16 protein-coding genes are annotated in these 16,493 nt (G+C 39.7%); 3 read left to right on the forward strand and 13 right to left on the reverse strand.

Features of this window, described 5'->3' with window-relative positions; genetic code table 11:
* Nucleotides 1-92: 92 nt before the first annotated feature.
* From PQO03_RS21325 to PQO03_RS21340, 4 genes are read right to left on the reverse strand one after another with little or no spacing between them, the layout of a single operon-like run.
* The gene (locus tag PQO03_RS21325) at nt 93-773 is read right to left on the reverse strand and encodes a uracil-DNA glycosylase (RefSeq protein ID WP_274153231.1); all 681 of its coding nucleotides are present in this window, start codon (nt 771-773) and stop codon (nt 93-95) included.
* A complete protein-coding gene (locus PQO03_RS21330) occupies nt 760-1,404 on the reverse strand; it encodes a M50 family metallopeptidase (protein ID WP_274153232.1) in 645 nt (214 codons plus the stop codon). Before PQO03_RS21330 ends, PQO03_RS21325 begins: the two co-directional genes overlap by 14 nt.
* Complete coding sequence (locus PQO03_RS21335) at nt 1,404-1,997, reverse strand: DUF2760 domain-containing protein (protein WP_274153233.1); 594 nt, start codon at nt 1,995-1,997, stop codon at nt 1,404-1,406. Before PQO03_RS21335 ends, PQO03_RS21330 begins: the two co-directional genes overlap by 1 nt.
* A gap of 1 nt (nt 1,998) precedes the next feature.
* On the reverse strand, nt 1,999-2,607 hold the full coding sequence (locus tag PQO03_RS21340) for an adenylate kinase family protein (protein WP_274153234.1): 609 nt from the start codon (nt 2,605-2,607) through the stop codon (nt 1,999-2,001).
* Between the two features lie 125 nt (nt 2,608-2,732).
* Between PQO03_RS21340 and PQO03_RS21345 the strand changes: the two genes are divergently transcribed.
* Together PQO03_RS21345 and PQO03_RS21350 are read left to right on the forward strand one after the other, a co-directional pair.
* Nucleotides 2,733-4,019 carry a 3-deoxy-D-manno-octulosonic acid transferase gene (locus PQO03_RS21345; RefSeq protein WP_274153235.1) on the forward strand — a complete coding sequence of 429 codons (1,287 nt, stop codon included), beginning with the start codon at nt 2,733-2,735 and terminating at the stop codon, nt 4,017-4,019.
* 2 nt (nt 4,020-4,021) lie between these two features.
* The gene (locus PQO03_RS21350; protein ID WP_274153236.1) at nt 4,022-5,452 is read left to right on the forward strand and encodes a DNA recombination protein RmuC; all 1,431 of its coding nucleotides are present in this window, start codon (nt 4,022-4,024) and stop codon (nt 5,450-5,452) included.
* Between the two features lies 1 nt (nt 5,453).
* Here the strand turns inward: PQO03_RS21350 and PQO03_RS21355 are convergent, their stop codons facing one another.
* The 5 genes from PQO03_RS21355 to cmk are packed head-to-tail and all read right to left on the reverse strand — an operon-like array spanning nt 5,454 to nt 10,344.
* Nucleotides 5,454-7,385, reverse strand: coding sequence for a DUF389 domain-containing protein (locus tag PQO03_RS21355; protein ID WP_274153237.1), 1,932 nt, complete (start codon nt 7,383-7,385; stop codon nt 5,454-5,456).
* Nucleotides 7,386-7,427: 42 nt separating this feature from the next.
* Nucleotides 7,428-8,657: a 23S rRNA (uracil(1939)-C(5))-methyltransferase RlmD gene (rlmD, locus tag PQO03_RS21360; protein ID WP_274153238.1), complete on the reverse strand. Its 1,230-nt coding sequence runs from the start codon at nt 8,655-8,657 to the stop codon at nt 7,428-7,430.
* Nucleotides 8,658-9,239: a DUF4202 domain-containing protein gene (locus PQO03_RS21365; protein ID WP_274153239.1), complete on the reverse strand. Its 582-nt coding sequence runs from the start codon at nt 9,237-9,239 to the stop codon at nt 8,658-8,660.
* Nucleotides 9,239-9,652: an acyl-CoA thioesterase gene (locus tag PQO03_RS21370; protein WP_274153240.1), complete on the reverse strand. Its 414-nt coding sequence runs from the start codon at nt 9,650-9,652 to the stop codon at nt 9,239-9,241. Before PQO03_RS21370 ends, PQO03_RS21365 begins: the two co-directional genes overlap by 1 nt.
* Before the next feature lie 8 nt (nt 9,653-9,660).
* Nucleotides 9,661-10,344, reverse strand: coding sequence for a (d)CMP kinase (cmk, locus tag PQO03_RS21375; protein WP_274153241.1), 684 nt, complete (start codon nt 10,342-10,344; stop codon nt 9,661-9,663).
* A 550-nt stretch (nt 10,345-10,894) separates the two neighbouring features.
* On the opposite strand from cmk, the gene PQO03_RS21380 reads away from it, so the two are divergent.
* Nucleotides 10,895-11,155 carry a hypothetical protein gene (locus PQO03_RS21380; RefSeq protein WP_274153242.1) on the forward strand — a complete coding sequence of 87 codons (261 nt, stop codon included), beginning with the start codon at nt 10,895-10,897 and terminating at the stop codon, nt 11,153-11,155.
* Between the two features lie 173 nt (nt 11,156-11,328).
* On the opposite strand, the gene PQO03_RS21385 is transcribed toward PQO03_RS21380, so the two are convergent.
* Genes PQO03_RS21385 through hflC form a run of 4 tightly spaced genes read right to left on the reverse strand, consistent with a single transcriptional unit; the run spans nt 11,329 to nt 16,491 of the window.
* Nucleotides 11,329-12,444, reverse strand: coding sequence for an ABC transporter ATP-binding protein (locus PQO03_RS21385; protein ID WP_274153243.1), 1,116 nt, complete (start codon nt 12,442-12,444; stop codon nt 11,329-11,331).
* A complete protein-coding gene (locus PQO03_RS21390; protein ID WP_274153244.1) occupies nt 12,444-14,408 on the reverse strand; it encodes a heavy metal translocating P-type ATPase in 1,965 nt (654 codons plus the stop codon). Before PQO03_RS21390 ends, PQO03_RS21385 begins: the two co-directional genes overlap by 1 nt.
* On the reverse strand, nt 14,408-15,571 hold the full coding sequence (locus tag PQO03_RS21395; RefSeq protein ID WP_274153245.1) for an SPFH domain-containing protein: 1,164 nt from the start codon (nt 15,569-15,571) through the stop codon (nt 14,408-14,410). The genes PQO03_RS21390 and PQO03_RS21395 overlap by 1 nt, the downstream gene beginning before the upstream one ends.
* Nucleotides 15,571-16,491, reverse strand: coding sequence for a protease modulator HflC (gene hflC, locus PQO03_RS21400; RefSeq protein WP_274153246.1), 921 nt, complete (start codon nt 16,489-16,491; stop codon nt 15,571-15,573). The genes PQO03_RS21395 and hflC overlap by 1 nt, the downstream gene beginning before the upstream one ends.
* Nucleotides 16,492-16,493: the final 2 nt, after the last annotated feature.

The raw sequence follows: 16,493 nt of genomic DNA on the forward strand, positions 1-16,493 counted from the left end.
TAATATTTAGCTTAAAAATACTCGACACCATCCATTGTGCAAATATCTATTTTAGTATTCAGAAGTTTAATAACGCTCAGATTTAAAAGCCTTTAAAATAGCAATTGTTCCAAACGCCAATCAATAGGTTTTTGTCCTGATAGCTCTAGGTGCTGATTGATTTGCGAAAATGGTTTTGAACCAAAGAAGCCGCGATGAGCTGAAAAGGGCGAGGGGTGAGCGGATTCAATAATCAAATGATTTTGCTCATCTAGCAATTCCCGATGCCCCTGAGCATGGGCTCCCCAGAGAACAAACACTAAGTCCTTGCGCTGATCAGATAAGCTTTGTAAAACCTGTGCAGAGAACTTCTCCCATAAACCTTTGGAATGTGAACCAGGCTCTGAATCACGGACACTTAAGCTCGTATTGAGTAATAATACTCCCTGCTCTGCCCAATGACTTAAATCGCCATCCATTGCAGGACTTATCTGCAGATCGCTATCGAGTTCTTTATAAATGTTCCTTAATGAAGGAGGAATTTTATTTCCGCGAGGAACCGAAAAAGATAAGCCCATTGCCTGGCCTGGACCATGATAGGGGTCTTGCCCCAATATCACCACACGTACTTTTGAGAAATCACAAAAATCAAACGCTTTAAAGAGGTCTTTTTGCTCGGGATAGATCTTGAATTCTTTACGTTCTATTTCTAAAAAACTTTCTAGCTCGGTATAATAACTATCTTCAAGCCCTAAAGCATTATGCCATGCAGGACTAAGTTTATCTGCGAGCACTTGGATTTGCCAAGTTATATGAACGCCAGCCTAAGTAACCTGCCATCATTGCTAAAATTGGCATCCCATTCATATACGCGAAAACCGCACATCCCACTGCTGTTACAAATGAAACTTTATCTATCATTTGTTCATTAACTGTACCATTTTTCCAGCCTATCATTGTCGATAGTACTTCCGCTCCATCTAGTGGACGAATAGGTAATAGATTCATTAAATTTAAAAAGACATAAACATTCAGGTGCATGCTTAATAACGTTTTTAATAATGGAGGTAAATTAGGTGTTTGAAGCAAGGCATAAAATAGCGCGGCTAATACAAGTCCTGTACCCGGCCCTGCAAAACTAATCAAAAATCTTTGACGGAAATCAAGGCGCTTCATGCTTTGCCATATTGTAACTCCACCCATTCCATGAATCTCAATACGAGGTTTCATACCATACCAGCGAGCAAATAGGGCGTGCCCCAATTCATGAGTGAGAATTGCTGTGAATAGTGTAATAAACCATAATAGAGAAATCGTTAAATCGGTCTGACCTTGTACTCTACCCCACATTAATGATAAGAAACCAATCAAAAAGAAGAAGCTGTTCTTTACCTTTATCGGCAATTTAAACAGGGAAAACTCCATTAGATATCCACCTCAGATGGGCATATCACTGAAGTATCGGTATCTTTCGTTCTTTCTGGTAAAGTCAATTTAGAGGCCAACCAACCCTTGTGAACTAGTGAACCTTTAAAGGGGCCCTCGCCACTAACTTGACCACTTAAACTATACTTGGCCGGATCATAAGCTTTTGGCACTTCAACTTCATCACCTTCGGCAGAGTCCACAAGTGACTCTACTTTGAAATACTTTTCTAATACCTTGCCACAACCTTCGTGAATTTGACGTACTGCCGCCCCCACTTGTTCGTCGCTATAAGGACCAATATCTTCTTTCAAAAAGTCGATCAAACGCCCCTCGCGCTGCAAGAGCGTGAGGGTATAAATAGCATCACTACGGTCATTTTTAGAACTCGCTATCTTGAGTTCTTCTTTAACTTTAGTCAGTTCATTTTCGCCAGTGCTCAATGAAGCTTCCAACTTTTCGACTTCACTTTCTAAGTCTTTAAGCTGGCTATCTTCAATGAGTTTACCTTCGCAAACTTTTTCCCAAAGATCTGCTTTCTCACCATTCCCAAGAATCGAGAAAAAAGCTTTGAATGCCGTAGTGAGTCCCATCTTAGACTTCTGACGGGCTTTGATTTAGCACATCTAAAGTTCCATCAAGAACATTGCGCAAAACTTCTAGTGGGCTCTTTTGTGCATCAAATTCTGCGATGATCGCATCATCGTAATGATCCAAAACAACTTGAGTTTTTTCGCGATATTGAGCCAGGCGATTCATCACAATTGATTTATCCGCATCATCTGCGCGTTTTTCAATTTTTGCGCGCTTCGCAAGACGTTCAAAAATCTCTTCATCATTAGTGATTTTAAGAGAAATGATTTTCACTACGTCAACGTATTGATCGAGGATTTTAGCTTGCTCGGCGGTACGCGGCATGCCGTCAAGGAAAATATACTGACTTGAAGGATCAAATTTATTAGTGTCCATAAGACCTTGAACGTAACGCCAGAAAATTTCAATTGTTACATCATCAGGAACGAGCTTGCCTTCATTCGCGTAGCTGTAAAATACTTTACCATTAGTACTTTCTGGAGGTAGGCCACGAAAAATATCACCAGTTGAGAGATGATAATTACCACTAACATTAGTTAATTTAGCTCCAACTGTACCTTTTCCTGCACCTGGAGGGCCGAATAATAAAATAGCTTTTGGTTTAGACATATTGATTCCTTGTGATTTCATATAGAAAATAATTGTAAATAAGGTCGAATTTATGCCCGAATAGAATTTGTTCAAATGAATTAAGTACCAATATTAAGTCTAAACAGAATTAGGTTCCTCGCTGTATGACTTTTCTCCTTTATAACACTCTCGTTACACTCTTCTTAGTACTCTATTCTCCCATCCATATCATTCGTCTGATTATGGGGAGCAAATATCGTGAGAGTACCCTTCCGCGCCTTGGTTTTCAAAAATACCCACAAGCAGACAAAAGCAGAAAGACTTTCCTCATCCATAGTGTCTCAGTTGGCGAGACCCAAGTAGCAGGAACCCTCGCCACAGAATTTAAAGCTCAGGATCCTAATTGCCGCATCTTCGTCTCCACCGTGACCGAAACGGGACAAGCTGTCGCCGCTAAACTCAAAGATATTGATGGCCATTTATACCTCCCCTACGACCTATGGCCTTTCACCAATAAACTTTTCAAAATCATCCAGCCAGATGCTGTTATCGTCGTCGAAAATGACCTCTGGCTTAATTATCTTCACAGTGCTCACAGTCGTAATATCCCCTGCTTCCTCGTCAATGGTAAGCTTTCTGAATCATCCTTACGTTCATACAAGAAATTTACTCAGTTTGGTCATCTACTCTTTGATCCCATAAAACATTTTTTCGTTCAATCAGATAGCTACCAACAGCGTTTTGAAAACATGGGTATCAAAGATCAAGACATTACTGTGTGCGGTAATATCAAACTCGATTCAAAAATCCCTCACCTTAATCAAGATGAATTAAATAATTTTACCCAATCTCTAGGTCTTAATCACAAAAGCTTAGATCATTGCCTAATCTTTGGCTCAACTCATGCGGAAGAAGAAGAACTTGCCTTAAAGGTTCATCAAGAAATCAAAATCAAATTCCCTGGTTTACAAACTATTATTGTTCCACGCCACCCCGAACGCTTTGATAAAGTGGCTTCTATTTTAGAGAAATCAGGAACTCCATTTTCGCGAGCTTCGCAAATCACGGCAGGCGCAAAGAGTGACGAGATCTTGCTTGTGGATCAAATGGGAGTGCTAATGAAACTTTACCAAATAGGATCCATAGGCATTGTTTGTGGTACGTTTACTGATAAAGTTGGCGGTCATAATTTCCTCGAACCTGCCTTCTATGAAAAAGCTTTTGTCTATGGTCCATGGACTTTTTCGCAACCTGGCTTCTATCAACTATGCCAACAGGCTGATGCCGGGATCCAATGCTCCGCAGAACAATTAGCTACTACGCTAGAAACGCTTTTGCAAGATCCGCAAAAACAAGCTTTACATGGTCAACGTGGTAAAAAAATTATCGACAGTGCTAAAGGCGCAGTTCATCACACGGTAGAAGCCATCAATAATTTAATCTCGGAATAAATATGGAAATATTTCTCGCTCTCATTGTTGGTTTTTTTATTGGCGCAATTCTCATTTTCTTCACTAAAAAAACTAAGCTAGAAATCCCCCGTGAGTTTGAATTAGAACTCCAGAAACTTCGTCACGAAAATGAATCTCTTTCCCAAGTCAAAACTCAAGCAAAGCAGACGGAGCAAGACTTGCGCACTGCGCAAAATCAATTATCGAGTGCCCAAAGTTTACTCACGGAAAAACAAAATTTACTCAACCGTGTAGAAGAGGAGGCTCAACAAACCACATCTGATTTCCAAGAGCTACTAAGTGCTAATGCCACACTCAGAACACAGCTCCAAGCGGACCGTCGCCTTCACGATGAGAAGTTAAGCACACTCAAAGTAAGCAAAGAAGAACTCACACGAAATTTCAAAGAAATTGCAAGCCAAATTTTTAATGAGCAAAATAAAAACCAAAGCCAGGCCAACAAAGAGAAACTCGACCTCACGCTCAATCCACTAAAAGAACAAATACAAAATTTCTCGAAACAGGTTCAAGATTGTTACAATAAAGAAGCTCAAGAACGCTTTTCTTTGGAAAAAGAAATCAAGAGTTTAAAAGAACTCAATACGCGCATGAGTGAGGATGCCTTACAACTTACAAATGCATTAAAGGGAGATTCTAAAGCTCGTGGAACTTGGGGTGAACTCATCCTTGAACGCGTCCTTGAAGCCTCTGGTTTACGTAAGGGTTCAGAATATTTCACACAAGTAACTGAAACTGCCCTTGATGGCAAACGCTACCAGCCCGATGCGGTTGTTCATCTTCCCGATGAGAAACAAATCATTATTGATTCCAAAGTTTCCTTAGTGGCCTATGAAAAACACTGCTCGTCAACAGATGAAAAAGAAAGACTCAATTTGCGAAAAGCACATTTGGATTCAGTTAAAAATCACATAAAAGAACTTTCTGAGAAATCGTATGAAAACCTACCAGGTATTAATTCCCTTGATTATGTACTACTATTCATGCCAGTCGAAGGCGCTTTTCGCTTAGCTGTAGAAGCAGATGAAAAACTTTTCCTAGATGCTTACAAGAAAAATATTATGCTTGTAAGCCCATCGACTCTTTTGATCACCTTGCGTACGATCAGTAAAATCTGGCAATTTGAGAGTCAAAACAAAAACACCCAAGCTATTGTTGACAAAGCAGAAGCTCTCTACACAAAATTTGTTGGCTACGTAGATAGTTTTCAGAAAATAGGCAAGGGCATTGAGCATGCGCAAAAAGCTTACGATAGTGCAGAAGGTCAACTAATGACCGGACGTGGAAATTTAATTCGCACCTGTCAAAGCTTAGAAGAACTCGGGATCAAAAGTAAAAAGGCAATGGCAAAAGAAGTTTTAATCAAAGCCGATATTGAATTGGATCAAGCAGAACTCCTTGAAACCAGCGATTAGACTAATCGTCAACCTCATGATTTGACATAACAAACTCAGGCCAAATACTTACACTGACTTCACGTTTAAGATTTTTACTTAAAATCGCCTCCATATCATCTAAGATGGCTCGGTCTGGTACATGACCTACCTGTACCCAAACCCAGACACTCAACTTATTATCCCCTAAATTTTTATAGCTTATTTTACTTACTTTAGGAATATTATACTTATCTAAAGTCGGCTGAGTCATTTGTATAAATTCTTCCCGATTGGGCAATGAACTATCGCTGAATTTTTTAACCCCATACTTCACCAAGCGTGAACTCAAAGGTATGCACAATAAGGTCATACAAAATATCAAAATTAGATACAATCGTTTAACCACTCGATTCTTGGATTGATCGGGACGCGCCCTAATGCCTGCTGCATAAAATGTCAGTGCAGATCCCAGGACAATACAAATTACATTAGTAATAAACAAAACCGTCGCTCCTTGTACCGTCGCTGAAATACCTTTAGATAAGGCAATGCCAATTGATGCTATCGGTGGGACTAAGGCTGAGGCAATGGCAACTCCCGGCAAAGCTGCCGAAAGATGCGTTCGCGTCATACAGTGAGCGGCAGCAATACCTGACACAAAGGCAATAAATAAGTCGGCCATTCGTGGAGTCCCACGGGACAATATTTCACTCGTCAAATGTTCCATCGGAGTGAATAAACCTATCAAAAAACTGATTCCCAAAGATGCTAAAAAACCGAATAAAATTGATCGTGATGCATTAATAATCATCGGGATATTACCCTGTACTAAGGCGAGTCCCGCAGCCAAAATAGGCGTCATCAAGGGTGCTACTAACATCGCGCCAATAACCACAGCAACAGAATTACTAATTAAACCCAAGGCGGCAATGGAAGTTGATAATAACATCAAGGAAATGAAATCAAAGTTCCACGTCGAGTTCATCAGTAAGCCTTCGTGTAAGGCTATTCTTCCTTCACGAGTCAATTGAGGCACGGCCAAGTTACAGTAGTATTCAAAACGATCTTTGAAGCGTTCGAAACGATCCTTGGCGACGCGATGTGCTGCGACTGATATATCTTTATTAGTTTCTATGAGCTTTGCAGCCATATCTCCAAAAAGTGTTTTTTGTAATGAACCTCCCGAAGAGATCCCTACAACGACAAAGTCATAACCATCTTCTGCCGTTTCAGCAATTCCCTTCAACACATCTTTATTATGTGCGACACAGCCTTTTAAATAATGGCCATCCAATTCTAAGCCAATAGACTTAAGCATTTTATCGAGTTGGTATATTCCAACTTCTTCCATTATATCTACTTGACTGCTAGGGGGCTTAACTATGAGAGGATGAACATGGGTACCTTGCGATTTCACCAAGGAATAACTATGCTTTAAAGCATCTAATGCATGGGGTCCGCCAGAGCAAGGAATTAAAATCTTTTGAATTCTTCCTACATCGGCTTTGCCTGGACGGACAATAGTAGTTGAGCACGGAGCCAATTTGAAAAGTTTATCGGTGTAGTGCTCTGTACTACCAATCGCTCGCTTCGCCAAAAATAATTGTCCACATTTATTTGATGACAACAATTTCATCACGACTTTTGTATAGCGTTCTCCACTGATTTGCAGACAGGAAATTTTAGGAATAAACTCGGCCTCGGGAACTTCAGTGAAATTTTCATTCGGACTTGCGGCATGAGTTAAAATGCGTCTTTGTTCTCTAGCAATACGCTCACATACTTGACCTAAAACACCCGCTTTCCCTTCGTATTCAGCTAAATTAATCTCGTCAACAGAAGTTTCATCTTGCTTAATTCTCCTAATGACAATGATGATAAGGTCCTGACCTTCAGCATGGGCCATTTGGTATGACAACGCAATAAGAGGCTTCACCTCTTCTGTATTTTCTACGACTACTGCTGCGCTCATTACTTTGATTCCATAATTATTTCTACTGACAAAAGTAGTAATTTAACGATCTTTCTTTGTCAACAATACCAGTGTTTCGAAATGTTCTGTTTGAGGAAACATATCAAATAATTGTAGTTTAACAGGTTTATATTCTCGAAAAAGTATCCCCAAATCTTCCAGTAATGAGCGGGGACTACAAGAGAGATAAGCCAGATTATCCGGAGCTAATTCTAAGATTCTCCGCAAAGCCTGTTCATGCATCCCTTTACGAGGGGGATTCAAAACAGAGAATTCCATTTCTAAATCTTCTTGCTGAAGAAATTCCGCTACATCCTGTTCAATGAAATTGACATTCGTAATTTTATTGGCTTCTAGATTCATTTCTGCCATACGTACATTTTCAGAAAAATTTTCTACTGCTGTAATTGTATCCACTAAATCACTGAAGATTACCGGCATGGTACATGTACCAGAATAAAGATCGTGAATATTTTTCGCTTTAGATTCTTTAATAAAATCTCTTACTGAAGAATATGCCGCGGAAGCTACTTCATGGTTCGCTTGAAAAAAAGTTAAGGGGCCTAAAATGAAATCACGTCCGAGAAGTGTTTCATTGATAAATTCTTTCCCCCAGAATTTGCGACATTCCCCTAAACTATCATCGAGGCGACTATCGTTCACGTTCCAATAAACTGAATCAACACCCTCTGCTAATAATTTTTCAGCAATTTTTGCTACGACTTCTTCGCTTGCCGTACTTGTAGTTAATAAGGAGATTAATTGCTCTCCACTACGAGTACGACGGATTATAATATAACGTAAACAGCCACTATAATCATTTTGATTATAAGCCTCTAAGGAAAGGTCACGACTTAGCTCTAGTGTCTTTTGATACATCGCATAATTTTCATCCTCCACCAAGAGGCATTCCGTTAATGCTACGATCCCTTTTTTACCATCCCCACGTCTTTGCCCAGAGCCCTCTGGAGTGACAATGAAGTCCATTCTTTGGCGATACTTATAATCACGAGGGGATGAAATAGCTTCCACCTCTAACTTCGCCAAAGACGACATCCCAGGAGTTTCTTTTATCAATCGTTCTAAAGCTTGTTTTTTTATTGCAACTTGCTGCCCATAAGAATGCTCTTGTAAGTCACAACCACCACACTCCACAAAATGCTCACATTGAGCCTCTGTATCATGGCGATGCTGCCATCTAACTTCGGCAAAAATCTGCATGAATTTTTCTTTGGCTTTCGCATTGCCTTTTACATGTTTTTTTCTTGCCATTTATGCACCCAAAGCCGCTTTGACAATTGACAAAGCTTTCTCTGACAAATCTAGTTTCAGCGCTGCGTCATGAGCTTTTTCACTCATTTTCCCCCAAGTCTTCCCAACTATATCAATGAGCCTTTCGTCACTATGCTTTGCTATAAAGTCATCAAAATAATAATTGAGGAAAACCATACACGCACAATCTTCTACACATTGACTATCTTCGTTATTTTTAAAATTTTTCTTCTGACATGCTTCTTTTGCACGATCTATCTCCGTTAGAGAGTAATCGCATTCATCCATTATTTCTGATAAAATTTGTGCGTGCAGTTTAGCTAAAGTTGTACGCCATTTAAAATACCCTGCTTTGCCTTCCGGAAAGTCTACTCTTTTGAGTTCCCAACGACAAATGTGTTGGGCTCTTGCCGCTAACTTCACTGCATCGACCACTTCAGGATATAACTTTTCTTGCCATTCACCCATATACTTTGAATACAATACATTGGCCCCGACTTCTTGATCATCAATTATTTTCTTATCGGGATCTAATTGATTTTTATCTAAAATCATAGAGACTGCTTTTGCATAATTAGACATTAGTTCTTCTCCTCATAATTATTGAATAGTGTCAAGACTTGCGTAGGTATTTTCACCGGACGACGGGTATCTGAACTCACAAAACAATGAGTTGTTCCGCCTATTACTAAAAGGTCGCCATTTTGATTATACACCTCATTTGTCACCAACATCCGACAGCCCTTCAATTCAGTAATACTTGCTTTTATAAGAAGCTCATCATCATATTTAGCAGGCATTTTGTAATCACAATTTGCTGACGCTACAGGTAACATTAAACCATCTGACTCCAAAAGTGTATAGGGCAAACCCATGTTTCTCAAAAGCTCATTGCGCACTCGCTCAAAGTAGACAAAAAAGTTGGCGTAGTACACGACTCCCATTTGATCTGTATCTGCATAAGGAACCCTATAGCTAATCTCAGCATTAACCATGATTTATCCTAACTTAAACCTTTACGAACAATTGTAGCCATCAAGCTAATAACTTCTTCTAGTGGTAAATCAGAGGTGTCCACCTTGATCGCATCTTCCGCTGGCTTCAAGGGAGACACAGCACGATTCATATCCATCTCATCTCGCTTTGCTATTTCCGCAGCTACCTTTTCTACTGTCGCACCTTCAGAAACTTCTCCTTCTTGAACTAAACGTCTCTGTGCACGTACCAGTGGTGATGCACTCACATAAAATTTGAATTTAGCCTCTGGAAAAACCACCGTTCCAATATCTCGTCCTTCCATAACAATCAAACCTAATTCTGCTGACTGACGCTGTCTTTTCACCAACCACTGACGCACTGCTGGCACTTTTGCTACTAAACTAACTTTTGCAGCAACCTCAGGTGAGCGTACCTGAGAAGCTTGAGCAAGCTGACCGTTTATTTGTAATAATAGCTCTAGTCCTTCACCTGAGACATAACGAATATCTTGTTCGGGGAGAATTTTTTCAATCTCTTCAGGCTGAGTCTCTGGGTCTATCCCTTTTGACAAAACGACTGAGGTTAATGCTCGATACATGTCTCCTGTATTAACAAAATATGCATTGAGTTCTTTGGCAAGTCCTTGCGCTGCTGAGCTTTTACCCGATGCAGCTGGACCATCTAATGTGATTTGAGCAATTTCAGCCATAAAATATCCTTATAAAATTTTAGTAATATAGCTCGAATGAACTCTAATTCAGTAAAAGAAAAGCATTTTTCCCTGACTTCTTTAAAATACAACTATAATATTAATTTCATTAGCTTCACCTGTGCGACTAACAACACTTTCACAAAGACTTACATCTAAAGCTTTTGTTATATATAGATGGACCATATACTACAATTAGAGAAGGAGAGCTTCTCATACATTCAACTGTCGTTCTGCACACTCCCTCCCTCCTATTGACACTCCCAAGCAGGGCGACAGTTTTTTTTTATTCCAAAGTGACTTGAAATTATCAAAAAACTCTCAACTGTAAAGCCAACAAACTAATTTTGGATAATTTCGAATGAACACATCTTGCACTACATATCGTTGGAACACCACAGTCGCAATGCTTAAGCATTATACGACCGCGGGGTCATGGACATGTGCAACAGGTTTTAATTGAAAGAATAATTCCACCACATTTTCAAAAGCCCCGCAGAAATATCTGCGGGGCTTTTTTTTGCCCATAACAACACAATAAGAGATTAAAATGATTAATTTACAAAAAGAATACCAGCAGGCTTTAAAAGCTAAGAATTCAATTAAGAAAAGCTTCATCATCAAATTACAAAAACTTTTATTGAAAGCAAAAGACAAGCCCCCTAGCGACTTTTCTGCTGAGGCACAACTTTTATTGTTTTTAATAAAAAGCCCTCAAATAATTAGTACTCAAGAATTTGATGCTCTCATCATTTCTTTGCATAGAAATGAAAAAGCTCTATGTAAGGAGGGACTTCTGAAAGTCAGCTAGGCAGAGAGAAAATTATCAGCCATCACGTCTGACTCATGCATCATATAGAAATACTTACTGTAATTAGGACATATTGAATGATATTTCTACTGATATATAGCTTCCAAGATCAAAATTATTGGCTACCTAGAGATAGCTAAATGGATTTTATAAAATATCTAGCAGAACTAAAGTTAAAGTAAGTTAGAGAGTTTATCGTTAATCTCTTCTTTCTTTTCTTCACCCTGTTCTTCAGTACTCATGACCGGAGTTTCATCAAGAATTTCCTCTTGCATAACTTCCTGTAAAACTTCTTTCTTGACCTCAACTTCTACTACCGGAGCAAGGTCTTCCATGACGTCGGCCTGACTTAGTTTCTCCAGTACATCTCCCACTTCTTCCTCTTGTAAATAAGCCGCTACTTTGCCACTATATTCAGCGCCGTATGTGCTAATACTATCTTGCTTAGCTTCGTTAATAACTTGTAGAAACATTTCTTCTAAAGAGCGCTTGGGGTGCTCTACCTCAAGTTCTTCGCCAAGTTCTTTCGATACAAACAGGCGAATCTTTTCTACCAGAGCATCATCTTTTGTTTCAAATGTTAAAGTTTGCTTATCACTTTCTTGAAGCAGAGATTCTAAGCGGCCACTGGAGCGAGCGTGTCCACCATACATAACAATGACATTGTCTACTATATCTTCGACATCTGCTAATAGATGACTACTCAACACAACAGTTTTTCCTCTTTTCGCTAACAAGCGAATCAAGTCTTTGACTTCACGACAACCTACTGGGTCTAAACCTGAAGTAGGTTCATCTAAAATGATTAAATCGGGATCATTAATTAAAGCCTGTGCCAAACCTATGCGGCGTGCCATTCCCTTTGAGAATTCTCCTACAGGACGTTTCCGTGCATGCTCTAAGCCCACCATCTCGATGAGTTGATCAACACGTTTTTTTCGTTCTGCTTTGGGGATTTTAAATAATGAAGCATAGAAATCAAGAATCTCTTCAGGATTTAAATAGCGATATAGTGTGGTTTCCTCGGGAAGGTAACCAATTCTTTTTTTTACTTCTAAATCACTTGGTTTTTCACCAAAAATTTTAACGCTGCCCACGGTTGGAAAGAGTAAACCTAAAAGCATCTTAATAGTCGTGGATTTACCCGATCCATTTGGGCCTAAGAGTCCAAATACCTGACCTTTTTTAATCTCGAAATTTAAACCATTCACGGCTTTAGCTTTGGGCCTACCCCAGAAATCTTTGAAAACTTTATTAAGATTACTGACTTCAACTACAGTTTCACTCATTAGCTAACCTCCGCAGTTTCACTTTCTTCGATATTCTCACCCTGGCGTACTAATCTTGCTGAGTTCGCAATGATGATTAAAGTTGAAATTGTGTGAATAATAGCTGCATTGACACCATCTAAAATACCTAATGTTGATAAGACTAATCCGCCAACAATTGATATTAAACCAATGAAGAGATTTTGCATCATTACGGAAGCATTTGTCTTTGCCAATTTAATAAAGAAGGGAACTCGACGTAAATCATTATTCATTAAGGCTACTGAGGCACTATTAACTGCAATATCCGCACCAGAAACGCCCATAGCAATGCTTACATGACCCGCTGCTAGAGCAGGAGCATCATTGACACCATCACCAACTACCGCTACAATTTTACCTTCTGATTTTAGGCGTTCTACGTACTCAACTTTTTCGTGTGGTAAACATTCTGAACTCACTCTATTGAGAGCCACTTCTTTGGCAACTTTAACTGCAACAGAATCGCTATCACCCGTCACCATATTTAAGTCTTCGATACCTAGTTTCTTTAAAGAATTAATGGCGATCGGTGCTTGTTTACGCAGCGTATCACTTAAACCAATCCAACCTAAAACTTTTTCTCCATCGGCTACATAAACGACACTGCGACCTTTAGTTTCTTCGGGGTTAACTATAATAGCGCTGCAATCCACACCAGATTCCTCTAGCCAAGAACGACGTCCAACTCGTATTAATTGATCCCCTAGTCTAGCTTCAACACCTCTGCCTGGAACTTCTTGACACTCGACATCTTTTGGCAATTCTACTCCAGCATCACTTGCCAAACGCAAAATCGCACGAGCCGCAGGGTGATTTGATGAGCTTTCAGCGACAACAGCCGCCTTTAATAAATCTGCTGGTTCAATCCCTTCTCTAGGCTTGAGTTTCACCACGGCTAAATCACCACAAGTGAGTGTTCCAGTCTTATCAAATACCACTGAGTTAACTTTTGCCGCTAATTCCAACACACTTACATCTTTAATAAGGAGACCTAAACGAGCACAAGCTGCCACGGATGCTACCAATGCAGATGGAGTTGCAACTACTAAAGCACAAGGACAGGCCACCACTAGGGTTGCCACGACACGATCCATATCAAAACCACTAAAGAAATAAACGGCTGCCGCTATCATCATAATTGTCGGCAAATAATAAGCTGTGTAACGGTCAATCATGCGCATCACTGGTAATTTAGCATTTTCCGCTTGTTCAATCAGGTTTCTTACTTTACCCAGAGTCGTGTCACTACCAATGCGCGTTACTTTAACATGAACAAGGCCACTTAAGTTTTGAGTACCTGCAAAAATCTCTGCTCCCACTTCACAGTCCACAGGAAGCGATTCCCCGGTAATCGATGCTTGATTAACACTTGTCGAGCCCTTCACTAATTCACCATCAGCTGGAAAGGCATCACCAGGTCTTACTACGATTCTATCACCTAAGGCCAAGTCTAATGCATCAACTTCTTCTTCAGAAGCATCTTCTCTAAGTCTCTTAGCTTTGCGAGGAGTTAAACGAATAATTTCTTCAATTGATTCATGAGCTCCCGCAGCAGTTCTGTGCTCAATCGCAATGGCAATCAGCATGAAAAATGCGACGGCAGCAGCCGTTCTGAAATCTTCACCTATAAATGCCGCGAGTAAAGCTAAGGCTACTAATTCATTCATGAAGTAGCGTCCTTTAATCACATCAATAATGGCTGACTTGACGATGGGAATCCCTAATAAAAGTGCTGATACCAAAGCCGTTAATTGCCCATGAAAAGAGCCTTCACCAAAGATTGAATCTGCTATATAAGAGCTCAGTAACAAGGCTCCACCGAGCATCACCACTGGCCCACTTACATGTGCATGGGAATGGCCATCGCCACAACAATCCGATCCCTCTTGATGATCGTGATCATGCTTATCGTGGAACAATTGGGAATTATCTAATGGTCTCATTATTTCTCTCCCTTTTTATCTTCATTTGAAAATGGAGATAATTTTATACGGATTTGGTTATTCGGATTATCGGAGCCCGAGATAATAAATTTATTTTCCACCTTTCTTAAAGCATGAGATAAGGTCGTCATATAAAAAGGTAAAATAGATTTTTCTGGATTCTTTTTATCATACACACTTAAAAAAGCTGAGAATTTTTCACTTCGGTTTTTTAATGACGAAATCAAACGGCTTTTAAAGACTTCTGCATCTTGTTCACTAGAGTAAGCATCTTGGCGAGCTTGAGAAATTATTTTTGCCTTCATCTCTTGCGCCTTAGAAACTATTTTATTTGCATCTGTAATAGAGCGAGATACTCCTGCAAAACTTCCTGATAATTGCGCAATAGGCTTCCTATCTTCGGGTTTAATATCAAAGCGATCACACTCAATACCTAAATTTAAGGTCATCACTTCTTTTCGAATTGATTCTAAACACTCCTGCATGAATTCGTTCTGACTAACGTAATGTGCCTCGTCAACACTCCAACTTGAGCTTTGAAACGTCAGTGTTCTATCAATTATATTGCGCAACACATCCTTTGCGCGCTTATCACCATCTTCAGTATCTAATTTTTTTGAATAGAAACTCTTATAGTAGCGAACTGGATTCACTACACGATAAGTTAAGTGTCCTCGTACATGATACAGATACTGGTCGGCCGTCAAAACATAGCCATCATTGCCCATCATCAAATCTGCAGTAGAATCTCCTGCTTGAGCCGAATCCCCCAATGCTTGTCCTACGCCACTTGGCCAGAAGCTTGATCCACTCACAAGTTGTGGTGTGTGGGCAGATGAGAATTTAAGGACTTCTCCGAAAGGTTTAGGTAAAATCAAATGAACTGAACCTTCATCTTTAATAAAGCCTTCACCACCATGCATCATGATTTTTTTGAACTTAAAAGTAATAACTTGTTGTCCGGAATCCACCGTAAAGTAGCCACTGCGAATAACAAAAAACAAGAGCACGAGCATAAAGAAACGCATTGCTGTAAAAATAAACGTTAGCGCTTTACCGACTGCCTTTTCTGCTTCACCTGTTACTTGGCTATTGTCATGGTGTTCGTGTGAGTGATCATGATGCTCGCAACTCTCACCATGCTCATGATGATCATGCGCCATTAGCGAGCTCCTTCACCTAAAACATTGATCGCCCCGTCATTGAGCAAATCAAATGGCTTTGTATTGACATCGAGAATTAAAGCCGTTTTTCCATCTGCTAAAGCAGATTTAAGAGCTTCGAGTTTAAGTAAAAAGCTCGCTAATTCTGGAGCTTTATTAAACACCGCATAATATTGTGCCGCTTCCATTTCACCTTCTGCACGAATTCTCTCAGCTTCCGCTAAAGCTGTATCGCGAATCTTACGTCCTTCAGCCTTACCTTCACTAATGATTTTTTGCGCTTCAGTTTCACCTTTGATAATGTACTTTTGAGCCTCGACTTCACGCTCTTGACGCATTCTTTCGATTAGCGACTGCTGAGTTTTGTTTGGTGGCAAACCTAAATGACGTACCCCCACACTTACTAAATCAATGCCGTATTGTTCAGCATTACTCTTTGCTTCACTGGCAATTTTACTTTCAATCTCACTCAATTTATGCGATTTTCCATCTGTGGTGATCACATCATTTAAATCATAGCGGGAAAATATTGAGCCACTCGCAGAACCAATAATATTAGGGAGTATGTTATTTTGTGCTTCCGAATTAGTATTTACAGTTCTCAAGAATGTTTCCGCATCCGAAATCCTCCAAATGCAATACATAGAAACCATTAAACTTCTCGCGTTTTTCAAGCTTGTTTGAGTGAGTGGCCGCTCATATGTATTCAATCGCTTCTCTAAAGAAATACTATTCTCAATTGGATAGGGCAATTTAAAGGTAAGTCCTGGTTCCGCAATTCTATTTACTTTCCCAAAACGAGTGATAATCAAGTATTCATTTTCAGATACTTGGCGACAAACTGATGATCCTAGAAAAACAACTGCAACTAATAAAACTGCAATCATAGGGATAGGATTCTTTTTCTTTTTTTGTTCCATAA

Source organism: Lentisphaera profundi (assembly GCF_028728065.1).
GTDB lineage: Bacteria > Verrucomicrobiota > Lentisphaeria > Lentisphaerales > Lentisphaeraceae > Lentisphaera > Lentisphaera profundi.